This window comes from Falsochrobactrum shanghaiense, assembly GCF_003149535.1.
GTDB lineage: Bacteria > Pseudomonadota > Alphaproteobacteria > Rhizobiales > Rhizobiaceae > Brucella > Brucella shanghaiense.
Map to the genome: position 1 here is coordinate 102,500 of NZ_QGDB01000005.1, position 17,307 is coordinate 119,806.

Here is a 17,307-nt window from a genome sequence, read left to right on the forward strand (position 1 = left end):
TACTGCTGTCGACAGGGCTTTTACATCGCCGCCTCATCGGCATCCTTCTGCCATCGCGGATTAAGCCGGTTATAACGCACCGACGAAAGCAGCGAGAGACCGATCAGCACCGCACCGATAAGACCGGTGATGACTTCGGGAATGTGGACAAGCGTCTGCACATACATGATCACGGCCAGCACGAGGATGGCGTAGAAGGCGCCGTGCTCAAGATAGCGATACTGCCCGAGCGTTTTGCGCTCCACCAGCATGATGGTCATCGAACGCACATAGAAGGCGCCGATACCAAGGCCAATGGCAATGATGAAGAGATTGGTCGTGAGTGCAAAGGCACCAATAACGCCGTCGAACGAGAAGCTGGCATCAAGCACTTCGAGATAGATGAAAGCACCCAAGCCGCCGCGATGGACCATATCCATCTGCTCTTGTGAGGCATCGAGCACCTCGCCCAAGCCCTCGACCGCGAGGAAGGTGAGCAGGCCGAACAGTGCCGCAATAAGGAATGTATGGGAGTTTGCCGCATCGAGCTGGTAGGAGAAGAACAGGATCAACGCGATTGCCACCCCGATTTCAACCCCTTGAACGGAGGCAAATTTCGACATGCGGCTTTCAAGCACCCGTATCCAATGCACGTCTTTTTCGACATCGAAGAAATACTTCATGCCGACCATCAGAAGGAAGGTGCCGCCGAAAGCCGCGATGCCCGTATGGGAAGCGGCAATAATCCGCGCATATTCATCCGGTTGCCAGATCGCCAGTTTCAGGGCCGACCATGGATCCGTCCACATCGCTACGGCCACAATGGCAAGTGGAAACACGATACGCATGCCAAACACGGCAATGATGATACCCCAGGTCAGAAATCGATGCTGCCATTCAGGCGTCATGTCGCGCAGGATACGCGCATTGACGATGGCATTATCGAACGAAAGGGAGATTTCAAGGACACTCAGTACGGCGCAGATAATAAAAAAGGAGAGCATGCCTCCCATGGAGCCGGTTGTCGAATATCCAATCCAAAGAGCGGAAAGAAGACCGAGGACCGTGAAAGCCAAGGGCCAAAGGAAGTAGCGATATGTGGCCATCACCAACCATCTGATTATTATATTCTATGAAGGCAGGCGGAATATTGGCCCTCACCCAGAGGAACCGACAGTGCTCATCCTGCGGTGCAGGAGCTTATGTAAGGAGTGATTCCAGCCTAAACAAGAGAATTAATGGCAATATTTTGTTCATTAAAGTTTCCCTGCCGGACCATATTTACGATCAGCAGCATTTCTGGCCGCCTCTCCCGCAAAATGCCATATAGCATTTTGCCAAATTAAACATACATTTATAGCAGGCGGAGAGGTCGCATCGAAAACATCCGCCAGACCGATAATATGCATAATTTGTAATGAGAGGAGAGAATTCATGATAACAGGATCGCAATGCCGTGCAGCGCGCGCCTTGGTTCAGTTCTCGCGCGAGAGGCTCGCACGTTTTTCGGGCGTAAGCATTGAAGTGATCGAGTTTTTCGAGCGCAACATCGACAAGCCCTCAAGCGAGCAGATCATGGCTTTGCAAGACACGCTGGAAAAAGGCGGCGCACTCTTCATACCGGAAAACGGCGGTGGAATTGGTGTGCGCCTGAAGTTCAACAGTTCCGAGACAAAACGTATCGCCAATCTGGAAAATGAAGGCGGTGTCGTCGGCTATGATGATGTGCCATGATATTTCCCGCGAGGACACCTAGCCTCAAGCCGCTTTTTATCGCGGCCCTCGGCCTACTCATAGGGCCCGTCATGCTGTCCCCTGCCCAGGCAGCCACGTTCAGCGTCTGCCATGGTTATGATTGCTATTACAGGACTCGCGTTATCCTCACCAAAAAAGACGAGCAGCGCATTCGCAGTCTTCTGGCAAAAGCTTCCCGGTCCGCCGCAGCAGAACGCAAGGCGATACGGAGCGCCGTTGCTATTTTCGAGCAGCGCAGCACTCTGGCGATTGGCGTTCGCGACGAGCCTCGCATGCGCTTCGGCAAAGGGCGCATCAAGGGGCAAATGGACTGTATCGACGAATCCACCAATACGGACGCGTTCCTTCGCTATCTGCATTCGCGGCAATGGCTCAAATATCACGCACCAGCCCGCAAGGCCGCTCGCGGCAGCTTCTTCGACGGGCGCTATCCCCATTGGACCGCCGTCATAGAGGAGAACGGCGCTGGGCGCTGGGCGGTGGATTCCTGGTATGAGCCCGGAGGCGGTCCTCCTGACATCATGGCTCTGGAGGAATGGAAGCGCCGGGGGTATGGCGGCCAGAGATAAAGCTAAAAAATCTGAACCATTCCCGCTTGCGCGCGTTAGCTTCCTGACCTGTCAATTGGAATGAAGCGACGTGACCGCCCTATTTTGGCAAGCAGTTCCGTGCGGATAATGCAGCGAAAAGGTGGTTGCCGTGATTGAATTGATTGGGTCTGACGCCAATTCAACCCCGAACGGAGGAAGACCAATGGACTGGAATCGCGTGGAAGGCAATTGGAAGCAGGTTAAGGGCAAGGTTAAGGAACAGTGGGGAAAACTCACCGATGACGACCTTGACCAGATCAATGGACGACGTGAACAGCTCGAAGGCAAGATCCAGGAGCGCTATGGGATCGAGAAAGACCGGGTCCGCAGCGATATTGATGATTGGTACGATCGCCAGCAATGGCTACCATAAACTTATCTACTCCCGAGACCATCATATCGAAACCCTGCATATGGCGGGGTTTCGATAATTTTCCGTCTTGTTCAGCAGCGATCGACGCGCTGAAGCGATGCCGATAACCCCATGAGCGAAAATGAATAGCGCGTATTTGTCCCGCGCGCAGATGTCGCCTGAACATTCAGTGTACGCCCTGCGCGCATCGCCTTGAGTATCCGCGCTTCATCCCCTTCATTTTGCGCCCACGCACGATTGCCTTCACTAAAAAACGGAAACGCCGTACCGTCGACGAGGACCGTAACCGGGCTGTTGGCCTTCAACTGATACCCCATGACGAGTTGCGGGCTGAGATGTCCGCTCGACTTGGAAATAATTACGAAATTATCGCCATGCCGGACTCCCGCAGGATGAAAACTCGACGGCACGGTTAAAGCGTAGCATTTATTCCCGGGCAGTTGGGTGTTCTGATAAACGCCCCAATCCCTGAACTCACCGATGTAACTTGTTTTAGCCGAAACCGCGAGAGGACTCGCCACCAACCCTGCAAGCGCCAGCGCAACGGTGGTTGCCTTTTTCCTCATTGCCTGAAATCTCCTTTATTGGTTCACATTGCATGAAAAATTATTTCAATTCGTTATGATTTACTTAACAAACCCCTAAAAGCACATTAAAGTTTTGTAACCTTACGGTTCAAGATGCATATGGCGGCACATAAAACGCCAGATTTGCGCTGATTTCCCGATCAAAAATCACCAGTAAATGCTGAAATTCTCTCGCCCCAATGCAAAAAACCCGGCTAAACACCAGCCGGCATAAAAATGCATCGTTCATTGATGATGGTGGGCCCGGAGGGACTGCATCAAGTATTGATTTTATTGGGTAATTTCTAGGTTAGCTAATTTGGACTTTCCACTTTGTTCCGGGCCTTCGCGGCTAACCTAGTGCATCACTTCTGAAACCAACTCCACATTTTCACGGCGTTTTCATACAGTGCTACAACGCCGATCATGATGGCGAGAATGCCGAGGATCACCCACCGCATGAAGCGGCCAATGGTGCGCAGTGATCGAACCAGTTCCAGTCCGTCTTTCATCAGGTCAATATCTTCCTCCCGCAATTGAGACAGAAATTCCCGCGTCTCGTCGGGAAGCTCGATCATGCGATTTACGGTAGGCGCTTCATTATCCATTGGTGTCACCTTCCACACCCCGCTGCTTTGAAATATGCATTATGCCCCGCGATGCCCTGCCCTGCCGGAACATCGTTCTGCGTCAGATAGACGGCGGTGGCCGGTTTAAGGTTTATCTGTTTCCAGCCCGCGCAATTGCTCGCAGTCTGGCTGCAAGCCCCCAAGCTCAATGCAGAGCCGATAGCTGTCCATACCGATAATCTTTTCATCGATGTTCGCCCTTTGTGAGATTGCCTTTGCAGTGGCCTTTGCGGCCTCCAGTGCTGCATCCTGCCGCCCGTCACGCTTGCCAAGCTGGTAAAGGCCGATTGCCGCCAGACACGCGCCCATGAGGGCCAGAGCGCGCCAGTGGGAGGAAAGGAAGGTGAAAGCGCCCATCAATGATGCTCCTGCACTTTATCCATCGGCTCCGGCTTCTCTGGTTTCGGCTCCTTGTTCGGAATAAGCCACACCAGAAATGTCGTAATACCGCCGACGATGGCCGTGGCGACCGCATCATCGATCCCAAGATCAATGCCGAAATAAGAGCGCACCCATGCGACAACGGCCACGATAAGCGCAGCCCACATTTTGTTGAGACGGGTCATGCCGTGTTCCTTTTGAAGATGGAGGAAATTACCTTGATGAGAGCGGCCAGCCAGCCGGTGGACGGCTGCGGCTTCGTTATCGGTATACCGATTTCGGGTTTTGGTGCTGGCTTGTCGGCAGGCGTCACGCCATAGCCTTCCGCCCGGAGCAGATCATCGTACTTTCGGGCATATCCGGCGATCAGATCGGCCTTATCTGTCCCGTTGACGATCCGGCGCGCACTGACAAAGTTGGAAGATTGAAGCGTGATGTAATCGGCCAACTCTTTTGCTGTGAACCAGCCGTCTCGCATTCCGAGCACGATAATTTGAGCGGCAATGTCGGCTTCAAGCGCCAAGGAAGGATTGTTGACCAGATCGACGCCAAGCTCGCGCCCTGCCCGCTCATAATTGGCCTTATGGGTAAGCTGGACATAGCCCCTTCCCAAATATCCGCCAGACCAGTAATTTGACTTCACCCATGGCAGCTTTCCAGCCTTCCAAGCCTTGGTGAGAATTTCCTTTGCCTTCGCATCGGTCTTTGCCAGTGTCTCGCGCACTGGTTTCATGGTGTGGGCTGTTTCGTGATACGCAGTCGCCAGCACGTAGGCCAACTGATTGCGCAACAGGCCGTGCTTGCGAGCTTCCGCTATGATGAGGCGGGTATCGCCAAGCTTAAGGTTCATGGGATTTCCTTTCCCCAATAGAAAAAGCCGCCCCGAAGGACGGCTTGAGATTTTCACTTGATGGACGAAAGACTGAGGGACTTGGCTAAACCTGAGAATATTCAAGCCAAACTGTATCCACCTGCTCATCAGTCAACGCGAGTATCGGAATAAGCTGGACAACGAGCGGATGCAGCCGGTGAAATTCACTGGCGAACTGCCACTCTATTTCAGCCTGAGACTTTTCCGGCTCCGGCAGGGCGGCAATCGCGGTCGGAACAGCATCGAGTTTGCCAAGAGACAGGAGGCCAAGGCGAAGTTGACGCGCAGTCAGGTGCGGCATACGCTCCCTTGATGAAGCGTTCCAATCAGAATTATATTTTGCGACCAGACCCGCAAGTTCAACTTCGCTTGGCTGCTCGGCGTCCTCTGCTGACCAAGCCGCGATAAAAGCATCACCAAGGTACTCATTGCTATTTTCTCTTACCGGTTGCCCAACCCAAAAATCCCGACCATGAAGCAATTCGGGCCATTCGCTTTTGATCGCGTGGATGGTTTGCTCATGCGATATGAAAGTCATCTGCGCCTCTCTAGATATGGTTCTTGACTATAATGCCGCGTACCCAAACCCGGTTTGTGCTTTTTTGTGATCGTATCCCAACCACTACCCATGGATTAGGAAGGTCTACGGTTGCATCTTCGTAAAAAGGGTCAATCGAACCGAACTCCAGAATTCCAGATGCATGGCTACAGTTTTGCGGTGCCGTCTTCTTAGCAGCCTCTATCTCCGCCCTTGTCTGCGCTTGATTGGCAATAAAAGTGGTCAAATACCCGTTAAATGCGGCACCGTTAATATTGCCGTCATTCTGAATATTGGTGTCACCTACATTGATGCCATTGACCTTCAACAACCCAGCATCGTTAAGGGTCATCAAGTCATGTTGATTTCCACCCCCCTCGGCACCGGTATCGTTTCTGCGCCAATAAAAATGAGTGGGACCTGATTGTTTAGTAAAAGCTACATGTGCGCTACGCCAGTAGAGATAATTGACCCCCCCATTGAGAAAATCAAATCTGGTCGCATCTGACGCGGGCCCATCCCTGCGGATAAACCGCGCGTCGAAGAAATCCCGCAACCAAAGCTTGATATTGCCCCACGTCCACCTCTGAAGCGTCGATGACCCCGACAGCACACCGGTAGCCGATCCCATTGCAGTCAATATTCCTTGATCTTTGACCCATTCCGCCAGCCGGGTCATCATCATGCGGGCGCTGTCATTAACGACAGAAGGAAACATACCCTCCGACCAATTTATATCAGCATCTGCCGTGGCGTTATTCCCCGGCGTTGTGCTCCAGTCATAAATACTTGCCATCGTTCAACCTCACACTATGCGGGATTTCAGAAATTCGGAAAGGTAGTCAGTCAGCGCAGGCATTGTTTTGGGGGCTTGCATGGGCTGCATCATTGGCGGCTGCTGCTGTTCGGGCATCATTTGCCCCATAGCCGCGAAGATCGGGTTTGCCTTGGCTGCATCAACGCCGAGGGCCGATAAAAGCCCGGAAGGTGGTTCGGGCTGTGATTGGATAGGTCTTGCCGGAAGTGACGCCACGTTTATCGGCGGGTCCAGTGGAGGCGCTGGTGTACCGGACGCTTGCGGCGATGCAGAAGGCTGCGCGGCAACATGTGAGCCAATGCCAAGCGCCTTTGTGAACCTCTGGCCGTATGTTCCGACATCTGTTCCAAGAACGTCTTTTCGGTTGGTTTTCCCGACGCCGCCTGGCCCTGCGAACCACGCCTGCGCTGCCCCTTCTGGCCCAAACTGTCCTACATATTGACCAAATCGATGATCAAATACCGCATCTTGAATAGCAGGATCAGACATGAACTCTGCCGGAGTGACAGTCCGTCCAAGCGCTTCCTGCGACCAAGGACCAATATTGGCTTCCATGATCTGATAGCGGCCAAGCGCACGTCCCATTTTCGGGTGCCGAGGCCCCACGGCGGCGTAATCACCGCTGCCCCGGCTCTCAATCGAGGCAATGGCATCCCGATAGGCTTGTGTTGCCATTGGCATTCTCCATTAAAAAAAGCCGCCCGAAGGCGGCTGGCTGCGCAAATATGAAAAGCGCCATAAAACGCTCTGCCATGCTATCGTATTATGCTTGCATTTCTGCCAAAGTGGTCTATATTGCCAGCATGAATAGCAAGCAGAAAAAGACACTCGCCGCCATATTCAAAGACCCGGTGTCCGGCACCATCGAATGGGCGGCTGTTGAAAGCCTTCTGCTTGCGGTCGGTTGTCAGGTTATCGAAGGCAATGGCTCTCGCGTCCGCTTTGAGATCAACGGCGAGATAGAAAGCTTTCACCGCCCGCACCCTGCCAAGGAAGCAAAACGGTATCAGGTCCGCGCTGCCCGCGCCTTTCTGATCAGGTTAGGAGTTGAGCCATGAGCAATGTCATGACCTACAAGGGTTATTCTGCCCGTATCGAATATGACGATGAGGACGGCATTCTTTTCGGCCAGATCGCAGGCATTCGCGATGGGGTTGGCTTTCACGCTGATAGCGTTGATGAACTTCGCTCTGCCTTTCATGAAGCCGTAGAAGACTACCTTGAGACCTGCGCCAAGGTTGGCAAAGAGCCTCAAAAACCATATTCCGGCAAGATGATGTTTCGTGTCAGCCCAGACGTTCATCGAAAGGCAGCTATAGCTGCTGAGCTTTCCGGCAAGAGCCTTAACCAATGGGCAGAAGAAGCGCTTGATAAAGCTGCCAGAAATATAGCCGCATAACCCTGCCCCGCTCCGGCGGGGTTTTTACTATCTCGACAAATCCCCCGCCCTTTGCTTATGTGGAAGGGAAAGGGGATTGGGGATGAAGAAAAGCTGCCCGAAGGCCGCTCTTTTATGCTGACTTTTTTCGCTCCCAATCGGCAAAAGCCGTTGTTCCCGTTACGTCATCGGCCAGTAAGGGGCCGTCATCGACGCGCCTGTAAAAAACCGGGTGATGAGCGTATGGTGCGCGAATTAACAATTCATATTCGCCACCCATCATCTTGTTGTGAACAGCCATAAGCTCCGATGCTTCCTCTTGAATTTCGCGAAGGCGTACAAGGGGATGCTTTGCCTGTGCAATCGCCACAGCCGGAACCGTAAGCGCAACACCAGCAGCAGGAGCGGCGCGGAGAAAAGAGCGACGATTAAGCATTATGCCGCCCTCCGCTGGCTATCCGGCCTCAAATCAGGGAACTTCTCATCGAGAACTGCGAGAAACTCCTTTTTCTGATCTTCGGTGTATCCAATCCATATCTCAATCATTTCTCCTTCTGATTTGCTGAGTGAACGGCCAAGGCTGATTTCGAGAGAAAGCTTCAAGGCGCTTACCTGATCTTGCACATGAGGGAAAAGGTTCATTATACGTCCTCCCCCTCATATCGACGGATCGCAGTTTCAAGACGACGACGAGCATTCCGTGCCAAACGCTTTGCATCTTCCTGTTTGATGTAATCAGGCTTGGTGATTTCCATCATTTCGGCCCATTCTGGCGTTCCCCGTTCGATACGATCAATGCCACGCGCTTCCTTGAAGTCGTCATAGCTGGCACCAAGAGCATCCGAATAGAAACGAACTTCGCGTTCATGGCGGTTAACTTCGATCGCCTTTTCAGCGATTTCAATGAGTTGGGATAAGTTGCTCATTGCGTAACCCCCTTTACTCCAAGCGTCAAAATCAACTCGCTCGCAGCCTCATCACCCCATACTTCTCTAGCCTCAGATACTATTTCCGAGGCTACTTTTTCAGCAGCTTTCCGCGATGTCGAGATAATGGCTTTCCCTATAATGATGGTACTGCACAGCAATTCAGGCTCATCGAACAGGAGTTTTATTTCCTCGTCGCTTGCTTTCTGTTCCGCGAGAGCCTCCATAATGCTGGCTATCAGGTAAAGTCGCCGCTCTTCATTCATAACGCGCCCTCCGAAAAGGAACCCTGCGGGATTTCAAGCGCATAAGCCTCGCGCCAAACATCAGCATGATAGGCTTTCACGGCGCCGTAATTGGCGTCGAACCCGTCAATTGGCAGAGTATCCATTTCTAATGAAATATGTTTCAGTTCCCGCCATGAAAATGATTGCCCATGATAGAGCATCGACATGCGCTTGACCGTGGCATATTCCTGCGAGCGATCCAGCACCTTTTCAAGCTTGTTGGCTTTCTTGACGGCTTGGCTGGCCGTATTCATTGCCGTGGCTTCGCGACGCGTTCCGATTTCCGCTTTGGTGCGCTCTGCCAGCAAGCGCGCTTCATACTGTTCCGCCCATGCCCTCGCAGCAATAGCCGGATTGGTGAAGTCTGGCATTGTGCCACCGTTTTTAAGGCGCTGCCATTCATCGACAAGAGCCGCCGTAAATTCCGGTGACGCCGAGGGGATTGGCGTCACGGCTTTCTTCGTCTGCCTTTGGGCGGGGGGCTTGGGTGGAAGACGAATGCGAAAAATCGATTGTGAAGCCGAAACCCTTGAGGTTTCCGGCTGTGCGAGACTGCAAGGGAGAGATACGAAAGCCGCTCATTGAGCACCCTCCCCGATAACTCCAGCGCCGAACTTGCGGGCAATTCCATCAGAAAGGCGGATATTCTCTTGATGAGCTTCTTCGGTGATCATCCCGTTAGCCAAAAGCTCGGCGGACAGGGCTTTGTGATCATCCATGCTTTCAGATGTGCGAACTTTGGCACGATCTTCGCGAGATTGCGGTTCATGCGTATGCGCACGTGTAGCAAGGGCCGTGCCATTTTCGTATTCGTTCAGATAAAGATCGAAAATCGCATTGGCGTTATCAACCTCATCGCGGCCTTTCTTCTCGACCTTGCGGAGATACGAAACAAGCTGACCGGCGGCGGTTTTGTCGTACCCCTCGCCTTTCATTTCCGCATAGACTTCGCAAATGTCAGCCTTGATTGCGTCCTCTTCTTCCTTGAGGCGCAAAACGCGGTCGATGAAAGACTTGAGGCGGGAATTGCTCATACCACCACCCCGCTTCTTGCTTCCTTGCGGGGCTTGGGGGATGGAACCAAAACACTGCTAGGCCACCGGACCCCATCAGGCCAATTCTTAGAAAAATTGTTTACGACCTCATCATATTTTTTGACCGTAAATGTAGTTTCGCCATCACGGATGCGAACAAAGAATTTACCGTCAGAGGCGATATGCCGTCCGACTGTTGTTTCTTCGATCCGCTTCGCCGCACCATAAATCGCGGCTAGTGTGAGGAGGTTCTGTGCAAGCTGTGTTTCCATAGCTCGCTACCATAATGGGAATTTTCCTACTTTTCAATGGGAAATTTCCGATTTCCAATTCAATGGGGAAAAATCCTATTCTCAGCGCATGATGGAACTGAAAGAAATCGTACAAACCAGACTGAAGCAACTCGGCCTTGGCCCAGTCGAAGCGGCGACGGCGGCGGGTCTTGAGCGCACTTATATCCGCGACATTGTCGAAGGAAAGAAAAAATCTGTACGCACTGATAAGCTCCAGGCATTGGCCGACGCCTTGAAAATCGACGCCGCCGCCCTGCAACGCGGGGAACTGGTCGCGAGCGACAACGCCAATGAAAGTCCAAGCTGGTCTGAATTCACTGATCTGTTCTCCAAGGTAAGCGAAGATGATCAGGAGGCCGTTTTGCGGTTAATGCGCTCGCTAGCTGCCGCAAAGAAAGAATAATCTGGTGCTGTTCCGTTGCGGATAATTCTGACCATATGATTTCTGCTTCTTTTAACTTAGCCACGTCCTGCCTCCGCTCGTTTCCTATGCTGACTCGCTTTCGCGAACAAATCAAGAACAAGGATAGTTAAGAGGCGGGGATAAGTTTGACGGGCTTGCTTTTTGCTTCGGAGAGGGAAGATGATGAACGCAGGTAGATTCGGAGGCAGGAATTGGATTTCGGCGACTACGTAATATATGTCGATGAGAGCGGTGATCACAGCCTGACATCAATAGATGAAAACTATCCGATTTTTTCCTTGGCGTTTTGTATCTTTAGAAAAGATGAATACATAAACACCGCTGTTCCGGCTATGCAATCATTCAAATTCAGATGGTTCGGCCATGACAACGTTGTTTTGCATGAATCTGATATTGTCAAAAGGAGAGGGCCGTTTCACTTTTTGCAATATGACAAAATACGAGACCGATTTATGAATGACCTAAGTGAAGTCATGGAAAAAACCCCTATGACTATCGTATCTTCCGTCATCAGAAAAGAAAATCTCAAACGGCGATACGCCAACCCGGAAAATCCATATGAGTTAGGGCTTCTTTTCTGCATGGAAAAGGCCCACGAATTTATTGAGTTTCATGCGGATCACGAGCGCCGCTGCCATATCATTTGCGAATCCCGCAGTCCGCGCGAAAAAGCAGGGAGAGGAAAAGAAGACGCCGCTCTCGAATTGGAATTTCGCAGGATCGTGGCAGGGGATCATTATCTTCAGGCAAGGAACGGTCATCGCCCTATACCCTGCTTTGATATACTTTTCGCATCTAAGCTGGCGAATTCCACCGGGTTGCAAATTGCCGACCTGATTGCCCGGCCGATTGGATTGCGCATATTTAAAGGCAACCAAGAAAACCGTGCGTTTGATATAATATCGCGGAAGATATGGTCAGGGCCGAAGGGGAACAGCATGTTTCACGGTATTAAGGTATTCCCATAAAAGCGAAAGGCCCCGGTTAAACCGAGGCCATAACGCCGACCAGGAACAAACCCCAATCCACTTGAATCCTATATAGCACACCCTATCCCGGTTTTCCACATCTAGCATATATTTTATCTAACTAGCCGCAAAAAATTACGGAAATTTCGAGCGGTTGGGTAATCCCCCGTTCTTAGCGGGGCTCGATCATATAGCCCGAGAAAATTCTACTTTTGAATCCCGTTAATTGCCGGGGGGGGGTACCGTTGCAAAACCACCCATCAGGTTTTTTTGGCAGGATCAGCTATAATCGGCCCATAGAAAGACCTTCGTTCATTCTCCTATAGCGCTGCAATATATTAGATAATTCTAGTGCATAAAAAATTGATAATGTTATTTTTAGCGACACTTGAAAAGGCGTTTTTTATTTCTAGATTCAATAAATCTGTATTTACCAATACAGATAAAGAGCGACCCAGAAGATGTTTGCCGCATCTTCTGGGCCATATTGTACCCCCGTTACGGGAGAAGTGATCACTTGACCATTCATTTAATGCGTTCTCTCAGCATGTCAAGCCCTTCTCTCGGCGGAATGCCATGGAGAATATAATTGGCACTACTGCATGAACGACAGCTTATCACCCCAACTGTTGAGCTTCTGGATGCGCAGCTTGACGGGTTTCTTACCACTTCGCAGCTTATTGATCTTCTACATGATAAGCTTCAACCTAGTGGACAAGACCTAGATATTCTGCGCAATAGGAATGATACCCACTTCAGTCAGAAGGTGCGTAACCTTGTATGCCATCGCAATAATAGCACGGGCTTGGAGGCCCGTGGGCTGGCGGTTTATATCAGAATCCGAAAAGGATGGCAGATAACTGACCACGGCAAGGACTACATGAAGAAACTACGCGATCACAAGGCCGCGTAGTCTCGATCGCACTCTAGTTTCCGCCGACAAGGCGGAACCCACATTAGGCGCGGATGAGTAATCTCCGCGCCTTTTTCCCATACAAACCAAGCATAACCAGTTGCGGTGCTGGCTTTCGGGTCAACCCTGCCCTTGACCATGGGAACGCGCTCTGAAAATTGGGCGAACTTGCTTGGCGGATTGATGCTGAAAATATTCTCGAACCGCCCCACACTTTCAAGGAATACGGTTCGAGCAAGTATCGCCACGCCTTCACGTGCGACGACAAGCGCCCGCTCTACAAATTCTTCTGCCAGCCGAAACGGCGGATTGGTAATCACCCAATCGTGCGACAGGGCCTCATAAGGATAGGTCAGAAAGTCGCGAACTGGCGCAAATCCATAATGATACGCGTCTGCGCTATCAACCTGCCCGAAATATTCCGCCAGAGGCTTCGCCATGTAGCCGCGACCACACGCTGGCTCCAGACAGGTTTTCGTGCCCAATAATTCCGGCGATCCAATCACATGCTCGACCAGTGCCCGCGTCGCCCATGGCGGCGTTGGAAAATCGTCAGGGCTGTCTTTCGGCTCGAACCGCTGGGCCATGACCGCATGTGATGTGTTCTGTTTCATGGCCTCTCCTATCTCCCATCACCCTATCGAGCAACCGTTAAGGCTCGCTGAATTACTCAAGTGATTCTACCGCATTGCGACGGCGGGGCAATGGGGTGGGGAAAATTAAAATAGGAAATATCCAACTTTTCTGTTTACAAGTGGGATTTATCCTACTATATTGCTCTCAACAAACGAGTTGGGAGCGCCGCTCTCAACCTAGCCCGGAGAGAGCGATGAGCACTTTAGATAATCTGACAATTGGAGACCCGGACCATGCCGACGCCGGTAAGGTCGAGGGGGAACTGACAGCCGCAGCGCTTGACGTGCTGGCCGAGCGCCGGAGAGTGTCCGATCTTTTGTGTAACGGGAAACTGGTCCATGCTTCATTAAAAGGAAGCTTGCATGACGATCTCGAAGGAAATTCTGGATGAACTGCTGAAGGGCGTTGCCTGCCCTGAAGATCTGCTCGGTGATTCCGGGCTGATGAAAGAGCTTAAAATCCGGCTGATGGAACGGATGCTTGGCGCGGAGCTTACCGAGCATTTGGGCTATGATGAAGGCAAGGAAGCGCCGGTCGAGCAGACGAACCGTCGCAATGGCTCGACGAAGAAGGTGCTGAAGAGCGAGGACGGTGAATTGCCTGTGGCCGTTCCGCGCGACCGCGACAGCAGTTTTGAGCCTGCCTTGGTGAAAAAAGGGCCAGACGCGGATCGACGGGATGGACGACAAGATCATCGGGCTCTATGCCGCCGGTCTGAGCGTTCGCGATATTCAGGCCCATCTTTTGGATCTGTATGGCCTGAGGGTCTCGCCTGACCTGATCAGCCGGGTCACGGATGCGGTTCTGGATGAAGTGCGGGAATGGCAAAGCCGCGCGCTGGACCGAATGTACCCAATCATCATCTTTGATGCGCTGCGCGTGAAAATCCGTGATGGCGACAGTCGAACGGTGAAAAACAAGGCCGTTTACGTGGCCCTGGGTGTCACCCGTGATGGGCTGCGTGAAGTTCTTGGGCTCTGGATTGCCGAGAATGAAGGAGCGAAGTTCTGGCTTTCGGTGATGAATGAACTGAAAAACCGGGGCCTGCAGGGCATTCTGATCGCAGTCGTTGACGGCCTGAAGGGCTTTCCGGATGCCATCACCGCTGCCTTTCCCGAAACGATGGTCCAAACATGCATCGTTCATCTGGTGCGTCACAGCTTGAACTTCTGTTCATGGAAGGATCGCAAGCCCGTGGCGACCGACCTGCGGCGGATTTACGAAGCGACGAATGCGGAAATGGCAGCCATTGAGCTTGATTGCTTCGAAGCAAAATGGGCCGACAAATATGCCTCCATCGCGCCCGCGTGGCGGCGCGCCTGGCAGGAGGTCATTCCTTTCTTTGCGTTTGATCCGGCCATCCGCAAAATCATCTACACCACGAATGCCATAGAAAGTCTGAACCGCGTGATCCGTAAATCGATCAAGACGCGCGGCTCGTTTCCCACCGATGAAGCAGCTACCAAGCTGATCTATCTGGCGATCCGCAGCTTCGAAAAAGATGGGCGAAACGTAAGAGAATGGTTTGCAGCCAGAAACCAGTTCGCCATAATGTTCAATGAGCGCTTCGACGCTTGAGTATCAAAAGCCGCATGGATCCGAGCAGATACACAGAGTTTATGACACTCCCGAGCGCCGCCGTCAGATCGAGAAGGAAGGCTGGACACCTCAACATGATGATCTTCACACTGACGGCGAGCTATATTCGCGCGAAGCAGAGCAAGCCCGACTCGCTACCGATGGAATGAGCCGGGTAGTGCGCCTAAAGCGCAATGGCTAACCTTTTGGCTAACCGCTTTCTGGCTAACCTTAACATATTGATTTAATTGTATAATTTTGGTGAATGGTGGGCCCGGAGGGACTCGAACCCCCAACCAAGCGGTTATGAGCCGCCGGCTCTAACCAATTGAGCTACAGGCCCCACGCATCCTTGCCCTACCCTAAAGAATGGCAGGATACAAGCCGTCAATTGCATCACTTGCCCTAATGCGCACATATTCGATTGCCATGCAGGAGCAGGATAATCGGAATCGTCCAAGCATCGAAAAGTTTGATTGCATATTCGCTCTTTGTTCGTTCAGATAGGTGGCCGTTCACGCGCGAATGAATATAAGGCTTTGATGTTATACGGAAATCAACCTTCAGCGCGTTTATTTCGCACAGGCGACCCAGCATTCATCACAGGAGATTTCATGCGTAACCACATTCAAAAATTCATGGTCCCCTCGCTCTCAGTGCTCATGATCGCATTTGCCCTGCCTGCCATTGCACAGGAGACCCAGCCGATGAAACAACCTGCGCTTATTGCAGTGACCGGCGAAGGTAAGATGACTGCTTCGCCTGACATGGCCATTCTCAATCTGACCGTATTGCGTGAAGCCAAGACGGCTCGTGAAGCCATGACCGCAAATAATGAAGCAATGTCCAAGGTTCTCGAAGCCATGAAAAGCAACGGGCTGGAGGATCGCGATCTTCAGACCGGCAGCATCGATATTCAGCCGCGATATGTATATCCGGACGACAAAAATGGCCTGAAAGAACCCAGCATCACCAGCTATACGGTATCCAACAGCATCGTCGTGCGTGTGCGCGATCTCTCAAAGCTGGGAGCGATTCTCGATGAATCCGTGACGCTCGGCGTCAATCAGGGCGGCGGCCTTAGTTTCGTCAACGACAATCCTTCAGCCACCATCAACGAGGCGCGCAAGCGTGCAGTCGCAGATGCCGTCGCCAAGGCGAAGACCCTTGCCGATGCAGCGGGCGTCGGACTGGGCCGGGTAATCGAGATCAATGAACAAAGCCGTGCGCCAGCGCCCATGCCCATTGCCCGCGAGTTCAAGACGATGGCCGCAGCAGCACCCGATAGTGCCGTTCCGGTCGCGGCGGGTGAAAATACCTATAATGTTTTCGTCAATATGCGGTTTGAGATTAGTCAATAAGAGGAAGCTGCGAGCTACCCCCCGACAACCGAGAACCAACCTTATGATAAAACAAAAAGCCCCGGTCGCATTTCGCTGTCCGGTTCAAATTGCGCCCTAGCGCTGTGAAGCCGGGGCGTCAACCATGTAATGAAGGTAATCTTCCTCGCTCTCCAGCTCATGATCGAAGGCCGCGACCTTGCCGCGAACGGAAATCCCGGCCTCATGAACCGTATCGGAAGAGCCGGAAACAAGCGGATGCCACCAGTACAGGTCGCTGCCCTCAGCCACCAGACGATAGGCGCAGGTCTGGGGCAGCCAGCTGACCTCGTAGATGATTTCCGGGGTAAGAAGGACGCAATCGGGCACCCATTTGCGGCGATCGGGATAATTGCTGCATTGGCAGCTTTCTGAATCAAGCAGCGTACAGGCTACGCTCGTCCAGTAGATTTCGTCGGTGTCGTCATCCTGCAATTTATGCATGCAGCATTGACCACAGCCATCACACAGGCTTTCCCACTCATTGCGAGATAGCTCTTCAAGAGATTTTGTCCGCCAGAAAGGTTCTTTTTTCATAACCCCAATGCCTCGACAGGCATTACCTTGAATAAAACAGCGCCGCGCATCGTCATCGAATGCGCGACGCTTTTTTGTCTACAGAAGATCAGTCGAAAATACGCTCGCCCTGCTCGTCAATAATCTGCCGCCCCTTGTTAAGGGTAATGCTGGCAGCATCTTCGATACCGGGGCAGCGATCCGCACGCACAAAGCGGTGTTCTTTGGTCTCGCCATCGATGGTCTTGGAGATCACACCGCAAACCTGATATTGACCGCCTTCGCTATAAGGCGTTGCGATAATCAGAAACTCCTTATGCTCCAGCCGCCCGGCTTCTTTTGGCTCCGCCGGGGTCTCCGGGGCAGAACCACCACCAAAAAGTCGCTTCAAAAAGGACATGTCGCCCCCTCTCCTTCATGATACTTCGTCCGCAAGCTGGAACAGCTTCGGACAAAGCTTTTTAGAGCGCATCCCG

Annotated in this window: 30 protein-coding genes, 1 tRNA gene and 2 pseudogenes; 12 read left to right on the top strand and 21 right to left on the bottom strand. The window is 52.2% G+C overall.

Features of this window, described 5'->3' with window-relative positions; all coding sequences use genetic code 11:
* Window positions 1-20: 20 nt before the first annotated feature.
* Window positions 21-1,085: a DUF475 domain-containing protein gene (locus tag DKP76_RS13405; RefSeq protein ID WP_109707312.1), complete on the bottom strand. Its 1,065-nt coding sequence runs from the start codon at window positions 1,083-1,085 to the stop codon at window positions 21-23.
* 150 nt (window positions 1,086-1,235) lie between these two features.
* On the bottom strand, window positions 1,236-1,415 hold the full coding sequence (locus DKP76_RS19045) for a hypothetical protein (protein WP_146198932.1): 180 nt from the start codon (window positions 1,413-1,415) through the stop codon (window positions 1,236-1,238).
* On the opposite strand from DKP76_RS19045, the gene DKP76_RS13410 reads away from it, so the two are divergent.
* The 3 genes from DKP76_RS13410 to DKP76_RS13420 all read left to right on the top strand — a co-directional run bounded on the left by DKP76_RS13410 (window position 1,414) and on the right by DKP76_RS13420 (window position 2,697).
* On the top strand, window positions 1,414-1,713 hold the full coding sequence (locus DKP76_RS13410; RefSeq protein WP_109707313.1) for a hypothetical protein: 300 nt from the start codon (window positions 1,414-1,416) through the stop codon (window positions 1,711-1,713). The genes DKP76_RS19045 and DKP76_RS13410 overlap by 2 nt on opposite strands.
* A 71-nt stretch (window positions 1,714-1,784) precedes the next feature.
* On the top strand, window positions 1,785-2,303 hold the full coding sequence (locus DKP76_RS13415) for a hypothetical protein (RefSeq protein ID WP_199224812.1): 519 nt from the start codon (window positions 1,785-1,787) through the stop codon (window positions 2,301-2,303).
* Window positions 2,304-2,487: 184 nt separating this feature from the next.
* Window positions 2,488-2,697, top strand: a complete 210-nt coding sequence (locus tag DKP76_RS13420) for a CsbD family protein (protein ID WP_109707315.1) — start codon at window positions 2,488-2,490, stop codon at window positions 2,695-2,697.
* A 71-nt stretch (window positions 2,698-2,768) separates the two neighbouring features.
* Here DKP76_RS13420 and DKP76_RS13425 read toward each other — a convergent pair whose 3' ends face one another.
* The 8 genes from DKP76_RS13425 to DKP76_RS19650 all read right to left on the bottom strand — a co-directional run bounded on the left by DKP76_RS13425 (window position 2,769) and on the right by DKP76_RS19650 (window position 7,174).
* The gene (locus DKP76_RS13425; protein ID WP_109707316.1) at window positions 2,769-3,263 is read right to left on the bottom strand and encodes an invasion associated locus B family protein; all 495 of its coding nucleotides are present in this window, start codon (window positions 3,261-3,263) and stop codon (window positions 2,769-2,771) included.
* Between the two features lie 365 nt (window positions 3,264-3,628).
* On the bottom strand, window positions 3,629-3,871 hold the full coding sequence (locus tag DKP76_RS13430; RefSeq protein WP_109707317.1) for a hypothetical protein: 243 nt from the start codon (window positions 3,869-3,871) through the stop codon (window positions 3,629-3,631).
* A gap of 105 nt (window positions 3,872-3,976) precedes the next feature.
* A complete protein-coding gene (locus DKP76_RS19225) occupies window positions 3,977-4,249 on the bottom strand; it encodes a hypothetical protein (RefSeq protein WP_158279448.1) in 273 nt (90 codons plus the stop codon).
* Window positions 4,249-4,458, bottom strand: a complete 210-nt coding sequence (locus DKP76_RS13435) for a hypothetical protein (RefSeq protein ID WP_109707318.1) — start codon at window positions 4,456-4,458, stop codon at window positions 4,249-4,251. The genes DKP76_RS19225 and DKP76_RS13435 overlap by 1 nt, the downstream gene beginning before the upstream one ends.
* Window positions 4,455-5,123 (bottom strand): glycoside hydrolase family 19 protein, encoded by a 669-nt coding sequence (locus tag DKP76_RS13440; protein WP_109707319.1) that lies wholly within the window; start codon window positions 5,121-5,123, stop codon window positions 4,455-4,457. Before DKP76_RS13440 ends, DKP76_RS13435 begins: the two co-directional genes overlap by 4 nt.
* An 85-nt stretch (window positions 5,124-5,208) precedes the next feature.
* Window positions 5,209-5,682 (bottom strand): XkdW family protein, encoded by a 474-nt coding sequence (locus DKP76_RS13445; RefSeq protein WP_109707320.1) that lies wholly within the window; start codon window positions 5,680-5,682, stop codon window positions 5,209-5,211.
* A 10-nt stretch (window positions 5,683-5,692) separates the two neighbouring features.
* Window positions 5,693-6,478 (bottom strand): hypothetical protein, encoded by a 786-nt coding sequence (locus DKP76_RS13450; RefSeq protein WP_109707321.1) that lies wholly within the window; start codon window positions 6,476-6,478, stop codon window positions 5,693-5,695.
* Between the two features lie 9 nt (window positions 6,479-6,487).
* Window positions 6,488-7,174: a hypothetical protein gene (locus DKP76_RS19650; protein WP_245410236.1), complete on the bottom strand. Its 687-nt coding sequence runs from the start codon at window positions 7,172-7,174 to the stop codon at window positions 6,488-6,490.
* Between DKP76_RS19650 and DKP76_RS13460 the strand changes: the two genes are divergently transcribed.
* The gene (locus tag DKP76_RS13460; protein WP_245410237.1) at window positions 7,174-7,557 is read left to right on the top strand and encodes a type II toxin-antitoxin system HicA family toxin; all 384 of its coding nucleotides are present in this window, start codon (window positions 7,174-7,176) and stop codon (window positions 7,555-7,557) included. The two genes, DKP76_RS19650 and DKP76_RS13460, sit on opposite strands and share 1 nt — an antisense overlap.
* Window positions 7,554-7,898 (top strand): type II toxin-antitoxin system HicB family antitoxin, encoded by a 345-nt coding sequence (locus tag DKP76_RS13465; protein ID WP_109707322.1) that lies wholly within the window; start codon window positions 7,554-7,556, stop codon window positions 7,896-7,898. The genes DKP76_RS13460 and DKP76_RS13465 overlap by 4 nt, the downstream gene beginning before the upstream one ends.
* 112 nt (window positions 7,899-8,010) lie before the next feature.
* On the opposite strand, the gene DKP76_RS13470 is transcribed toward DKP76_RS13465, so the two are convergent.
* The 7 genes from DKP76_RS13470 to DKP76_RS13500 form a co-directional block, all read right to left on the bottom strand.
* Window positions 8,011-8,313: a twin-arginine translocation signal domain-containing protein gene (locus DKP76_RS13470; protein ID WP_109707323.1), complete on the bottom strand. Its 303-nt coding sequence runs from the start codon at window positions 8,311-8,313 to the stop codon at window positions 8,011-8,013.
* Window positions 8,313-8,519: a hypothetical protein gene (locus DKP76_RS13475; protein WP_109707324.1), complete on the bottom strand. Its 207-nt coding sequence runs from the start codon at window positions 8,517-8,519 to the stop codon at window positions 8,313-8,315. Before DKP76_RS13475 ends, DKP76_RS13470 begins: the two co-directional genes overlap by 1 nt.
* Complete coding sequence (locus DKP76_RS13480; RefSeq protein ID WP_109707325.1) at window positions 8,519-8,803, bottom strand: hypothetical protein; 285 nt, start codon at window positions 8,801-8,803, stop codon at window positions 8,519-8,521. The genes DKP76_RS13475 and DKP76_RS13480 overlap by 1 nt, the downstream gene beginning before the upstream one ends.
* Window positions 8,800-9,069, bottom strand: a complete 270-nt coding sequence (locus DKP76_RS13485; RefSeq protein WP_109707326.1) for a hypothetical protein — start codon at window positions 9,067-9,069, stop codon at window positions 8,800-8,802. The genes DKP76_RS13480 and DKP76_RS13485 overlap by 4 nt, the downstream gene beginning before the upstream one ends.
* Window positions 9,066-9,542 (bottom strand): hypothetical protein, encoded by a 477-nt coding sequence (locus DKP76_RS13490; protein WP_199224814.1) that lies wholly within the window; start codon window positions 9,540-9,542, stop codon window positions 9,066-9,068. Before DKP76_RS13490 ends, DKP76_RS13485 begins: the two co-directional genes overlap by 4 nt.
* 126 nt (window positions 9,543-9,668) lie before the next feature.
* Window positions 9,669-10,124, bottom strand: coding sequence for a DUF2312 domain-containing protein (locus DKP76_RS13495; protein ID WP_109707327.1), 456 nt, complete (start codon window positions 10,122-10,124; stop codon window positions 9,669-9,671).
* Window positions 10,121-10,396, bottom strand: a complete 276-nt coding sequence (locus DKP76_RS13500; protein ID WP_109707328.1) for a hypothetical protein — start codon at window positions 10,394-10,396, stop codon at window positions 10,121-10,123. The genes DKP76_RS13495 and DKP76_RS13500 overlap by 4 nt, the downstream gene beginning before the upstream one ends.
* A gap of 88 nt (window positions 10,397-10,484) precedes the next feature.
* Between DKP76_RS13500 and DKP76_RS13505 the strand changes: the two genes are divergently transcribed.
* The 3 genes from DKP76_RS13505 to DKP76_RS13515 all read left to right on the top strand — a co-directional run bounded on the left by DKP76_RS13505 (window position 10,485) and on the right by DKP76_RS13515 (window position 12,722).
* On the top strand, window positions 10,485-10,820 hold the full coding sequence (locus tag DKP76_RS13505) for a helix-turn-helix domain-containing protein (protein ID WP_109707329.1): 336 nt from the start codon (window positions 10,485-10,487) through the stop codon (window positions 10,818-10,820).
* Between the two features lie 212 nt (window positions 10,821-11,032).
* Window positions 11,033-11,809, top strand: coding sequence for a DUF3800 domain-containing protein (locus DKP76_RS13510; protein ID WP_109707330.1), 777 nt, complete (start codon window positions 11,033-11,035; stop codon window positions 11,807-11,809).
* A gap of 589 nt (window positions 11,810-12,398) precedes the next feature.
* On the top strand, window positions 12,399-12,722 hold the full coding sequence (locus DKP76_RS13515) for a hypothetical protein (protein ID WP_109707331.1): 324 nt from the start codon (window positions 12,399-12,401) through the stop codon (window positions 12,720-12,722).
* Here DKP76_RS13515 and DKP76_RS13520 read toward each other — a convergent pair.
* Window positions 12,707-13,336 (bottom strand): SAM-dependent methyltransferase, encoded by a 630-nt coding sequence (locus DKP76_RS13520; protein ID WP_109707332.1) that lies wholly within the window; start codon window positions 13,334-13,336, stop codon window positions 12,707-12,709. The two genes, DKP76_RS13515 and DKP76_RS13520, sit on opposite strands and share 16 nt — an antisense overlap.
* Window positions 13,337-13,551: 215 nt before the next feature.
* Here DKP76_RS13520 and DKP76_RS19050 point away from each other — a divergent pair, with 215 nt between their 5' ends.
* The 3 genes and pseudogenes from DKP76_RS19050 to DKP76_RS13530 all read left to right on the top strand — a co-directional run.
* Window positions 13,552-13,749, top strand: coding sequence for a hypothetical protein (locus tag DKP76_RS19050; RefSeq protein ID WP_146198933.1), 198 nt, complete (start codon window positions 13,552-13,554; stop codon window positions 13,747-13,749).
* A pseudogene (locus DKP76_RS13525) lies at window positions 13,721-14,936 on the top strand (IS256 family transposase). The gene DKP76_RS19050 and the pseudogene DKP76_RS13525 overlap by 29 nt, the downstream one beginning before the upstream one ends.
* Window positions 14,937-15,051: 115 nt before the next feature.
* A pseudogene (locus DKP76_RS13530) lies at window positions 15,052-15,138 on the top strand (tyrosine-type recombinase/integrase); the annotation flags it as partial.
* A 64-nt stretch (window positions 15,139-15,202) separates the two neighbouring features.
* Here the strand turns inward: DKP76_RS13530 and DKP76_RS13535 are convergent.
* Window positions 15,203-15,279 (bottom strand) — tRNA-Ile (locus DKP76_RS13535).
* 271 nt (window positions 15,280-15,550) lie between these two features.
* Between DKP76_RS13535 and DKP76_RS13545 the strand changes: the two genes are divergently transcribed.
* Entirely contained in the window at window positions 15,551-16,297 is a 747-nt protein-coding gene (locus DKP76_RS13545) for an SIMPL domain-containing protein (RefSeq protein WP_109707334.1), read from the top strand.
* A 96-nt stretch (window positions 16,298-16,393) separates the two neighbouring features.
* Here the strand turns inward: DKP76_RS13545 and DKP76_RS13550 are convergent, their stop codons facing one another.
* The gene (locus tag DKP76_RS13550; protein WP_109707335.1) at window positions 16,394-16,852 is read right to left on the bottom strand and encodes a YcgN family cysteine cluster protein; all 459 of its coding nucleotides are present in this window, start codon (window positions 16,850-16,852) and stop codon (window positions 16,394-16,396) included.
* Between the two features lie 88 nt (window positions 16,853-16,940).
* The gene (locus DKP76_RS13555; protein ID WP_109707336.1) at window positions 16,941-17,231 is read right to left on the bottom strand and encodes an HlyU family transcriptional regulator; all 291 of its coding nucleotides are present in this window, start codon (window positions 17,229-17,231) and stop codon (window positions 16,941-16,943) included.
* Window positions 17,232-17,307: the final 76 nt, after the last annotated feature.